4 protein-coding genes are annotated in these 3483 nt (G+C 70.1%); 1 reads left to right on the plus strand and 3 read right to left on the minus strand.

Going from position 1 to position 3483, the window contains the following annotated elements; translation table 11 throughout:
• Positions 1 to 306: 306 nt before the first annotated feature.
• Positions 307 to 1314, minus strand: a complete 1008-nt coding sequence (locus tag ACIRPU_RS44330) for a stage II sporulation protein M (RefSeq protein ID WP_403878937.1) — start codon at positions 1312 to 1314, stop codon at positions 307 to 309.
• Positions 1315 to 1444: 130 nt separating this feature from the next.
• Here ACIRPU_RS44330 and ACIRPU_RS44335 point away from each other — a divergent pair, with 130 nt between their 5' ends.
• Positions 1445 to 2563 (plus strand): RDD family protein, encoded by a 1119-nt coding sequence (locus ACIRPU_RS44335; RefSeq protein WP_403878940.1) that lies wholly within the window; start codon positions 1445 to 1447, stop codon positions 2561 to 2563.
• 17 nt (positions 2564 to 2580) lie between these two features.
• Here the strand turns inward: ACIRPU_RS44335 and ACIRPU_RS44340 are convergent, their stop codons facing one another.
• On the minus strand, positions 2581 to 3195 hold the full coding sequence (locus tag ACIRPU_RS44340) for a hypothetical protein (RefSeq protein WP_384125531.1): 615 nt from the start codon (positions 3193 to 3195) through the stop codon (positions 2581 to 2583).
• Between the two features lie 194 nt (positions 3196 to 3389).
• On the minus strand, positions 3390 to 3483 hold a 94-nt coding region (locus tag ACIRPU_RS44345), incomplete at its 5' end, for an adenosylhomocysteinase (protein WP_351710203.1).

Genomic DNA, 3483 nt, shown 5'->3' on the forward strand with positions numbered 1-3483 from the left:
CAGATCTTTTCTCGACCCGATTTCCTCGGTGCTTTCCAGGTTCCCGCTTTTGTTTCGCGGTTTCCTTTCCGGCGGTTCCGACTTTATCAGAAGTTTCAGGCCGGTCTGACCGGCCATTCATTCTCCGACTTATCGGGGGTGCCTCTGCGGAATCATGGATTCAAGAGGCTGACAGATACTAACCGCTGCCGACCGGACTCTGTCCAGTTCCAGGCAACTGTTCGAATCTACCTCCCCACGCACTCCGTGTCAACAGCTTTTGTGGGGCGAAGAGGAGACTAGCAGCCCAGCGGGGCCGTCCGCACATCAGGCGGCCGTCGGCACCTTGGCACTGCGCTCGGCTGCCTCGACGTCGCCCGTTTCCCCGGCCCGGGCGGCTCTGCCGCCGAGGACGTAGACGTAGGTGAGGAAGGCCAGTTCGGCTGTGATGCCGATGGTGATGCGGGCCCATGTCGGTAGGCCCGACGGGGTGACGAAGCCTTCGATGGCGCCGGAGACGAAGAGGACCAGTGCGAGGCCGATCGCCATGCCGACCGCGGCCCGGCCCTCTTCCGCGAGGGCGGTACGCCGGGTGCGCGGGCCCGGGTCGATGACTGTCCAGCCCAGACGGAGGCCGGTGCCGGCCGCGACGAAGACCGCGGTCAGCTCGAGCAGGCCATGCGGGAGGACGAGGCCGAGGAAAGTGTCGAGCCGGCCCGCCGAGGACATGAGGCCGGCCCCGATGCCGAGGTTGAGCATGTTCTGGAAGAGGATCCAGAGGACCGGCAGGCCGAGGAAGACCCCCAGGACCAGGCACATGGCGGCGGCCTGGGCGTTGTTCGTCCAGACCTGGGCCGCGAACGCCGCGGCCTGGTGGCTCGAGTAGTACGTCTCGTACAGGCCGCCGGGTCGGGTGAGCTCGCGCAGTTCGTCGGGGGCCGCTATGGAGGACTGGACTTCCGGGTGGGTACCGATCCACCAGCCGAGAAGGACGGCGACGGCTGTGGAGAGGAGTGCCGTGGGCACCCACCAGTGTCGTGACCTGTAGACCGCGGCGGGAAAGCCCTGCGTGAGGAAGCGCGTCACGTCGCGCCATGAGGCGCGGCGGGTTCCTGTCACCGCGCTGCGCGCGCGTGCCACGAGTTGGGTGAGCCGGCCGGTGAGCTGCGGGTCGGGAGCGCTGGACTGGATCAGGGACAGGTGGGTGGCGGTGCGCTGGTAGAGGGTGACGAGTTCGTCGCTCTCGGCTCCGGTGAGGCTGCGCTGGCGACGCAGAAGAGCGTCGAGGCGGTCCCATTCGGCTCGGTGGGCGGAGACGAAGACGTCGAGGTCCATCGGTGTGCCTGCTCCTCGGCTGTTCGTCGGCGGCCGGTGATGGATGTCAGCTTGTCGTACTGCGGCGCGATGCGCCCTCAGCTTGGCAGACTGGCCGTTCTCGGGGCAGGCCAGGGAAAGGACGACGGGCGTGAGTGAGCTGGTGACGGGTGAGGCCGTGGCGTTGGAGCTGCGGCCTGCCAGGCTGCCCAGCCGGGCGTTGGCCACGCTGCTGGACCTGACCGTGGTCTTCGTGGTCTACGTCGTCGTGAGCATCGCTCTGCTGGCGGCGACGGCGTCCCTGGACGAGGCGGCGCAGATCGCGCTGTCGATCGCCACGTTCCTGCTGGTGCTGGTCGGTGGGCCGATCGCGGTGGAGACGCTCAGTCATGGGCGGTCGCTCGGGAAGATGGCGTGCGGGTTGCGGGTGGTGCGGGACGACGGTGGGCCGATCCGGTTCCGGCACGCGCTGGTGCGCGGTGCGCTGGGTGTGGTGGAGATTCTGCTGACGATCGGGGTGGTGGCCTGCATCGCCTCGCTCGTGTCGGCGCGGGGACGGCGACTCGGGGATGTCTTCGCGGGGACTCTGGTGGTGCGGGAACGGGTGCCCGTGGCGCGGTCCGGTTTCGTGTCGCCGCCTCCGCCTTGGCTGGCGGGCCGATTCCAGGCTCTTGATCTTTCGTCGGTGCCGGACGGGCTGTGGCTGGCGGTCCGCCAGTACCTGGGGCGGATGAACCAGCTGGATCCGCAGGTCGGCTGGGCGATGGCGGAGCGGCTGGCCGGAGATCTCGCCGCGCGTACGGGGACGCCGGTACCGCAAGGAGTGCCGGCGGCCGCGTATCTGGCGGCGGTGGTACAGGAACGGCAGGTCCGGGAGGCGCGGCGGGCCTTCGGCAATGGTCCGATGGCGGGGTGGACCGGGGGTCAGGGTGGGGTCCGAGCCATGGGTGGTGCGGGTGGTGCGCCAGGGACCTACGGCCCGCCGACGTCGTACGGCCCTCCGGCCCCGTACGGGCCGCCCACGCCATACGGGCCGCCGGCGCCATACGGGCCAGCTGCGTCGTACGGGCCGGCCACGCCGTACGCGCCGCCGATGCCGTACGCACCGCAGTACGGGCCGCCGGGGGCGTACGGGCCTGTTGTGGGGCAGTCGGCTGCTGCGGGTGCTGGGGTTCCGTCGGCGGACGGGGGCCAGCCCGCTGCGCCGGTGGAGGAGGCGCCTGCCGATCGGTCCCAGGGGCCGACCACTGGGTTCGCGCCGCCGGCGTAGCGCCGTCCAGGGCGGCTTCAGTCGAAGGTCGACGGGGGTGTCTCGAGGTCTTCCAGTTCGATGCCGGGGGCTGCGAGGACGACGTCACCGGCGATGTGCACCGCATGCTGTTCCCCGGTGTCCAGGGCTGTGACCTGGTATTCGTCCACGGTCAGGGGGCCGTTGTCAGTGGCGTGTGCTTCTCTTCTCAGCAAGGCCCAGGACTGGTCCACGGTGCGCGGGGCGAGGACCGGATCGGTGAAGGCCACGAGGCGTACCCGGGTTGCCGACGAGGAGGGGGTGAGGCGTAGGAGGCGGCTGGTGGCGATGAGGAATGCGGGGGACGTGCCGGTGAAGGCGTGGGCGGGGACATTGCCTTCTGTGGCCTGAGTGCCGGTGGGGTCGGTGCGGACCCAGGTGACGCCGTCGAGGGCTGCGCCGCGTACCTGCCAGCTGCTCGCGTGGAGTTCGAGGCGGAGGGGGCGGCCGAGGTCGTCGAGGGTGAGGTCGACGGAGCCGGTGTGTTCGCCGGTGGGGCTGGTCAGTTGCGAGACGTAGCGCCAGCCGGAGGGGCCGGGGGCGCACTGGAAGTGCTCGTGTGCGAGGGGGGTGTGATCGTGCGGATCGTGGAGCGAATATCGGCCGCGGGGCATGGGGGTCCTGGGGTGTGACGGGCTGATCGGGTCCGTCTCGACGAGTCGGCCAGGCAGGGTCATGGCCGGTTCGGCCGTGGGCCGAAGGGGCAGGCCCCCGGCACGGGGGTGCGGGGGCCTGCCTCGGAGGACCTACCTGGTGCTGAGAGGCGCGTCAGTGCGCGGACGCGCTTTCAGCGGGTGGAGCTGCGGACTCAGTAGCGGTAGTGGTCCGACTTGTAGGGACCCTCGACCTCGACACCGATGTACGCGGCCTGCTCGGGGCGCAGTGTCGTGAGCTTGACGCCG

Source organism: Streptomyces sp. NPDC102259 (genome assembly GCF_044766465.1).
In the GTDB taxonomy this organism is placed as follows: Bacteria; Actinomycetota; Actinomycetes; order Streptomycetales; family Streptomycetaceae; genus Streptomyces.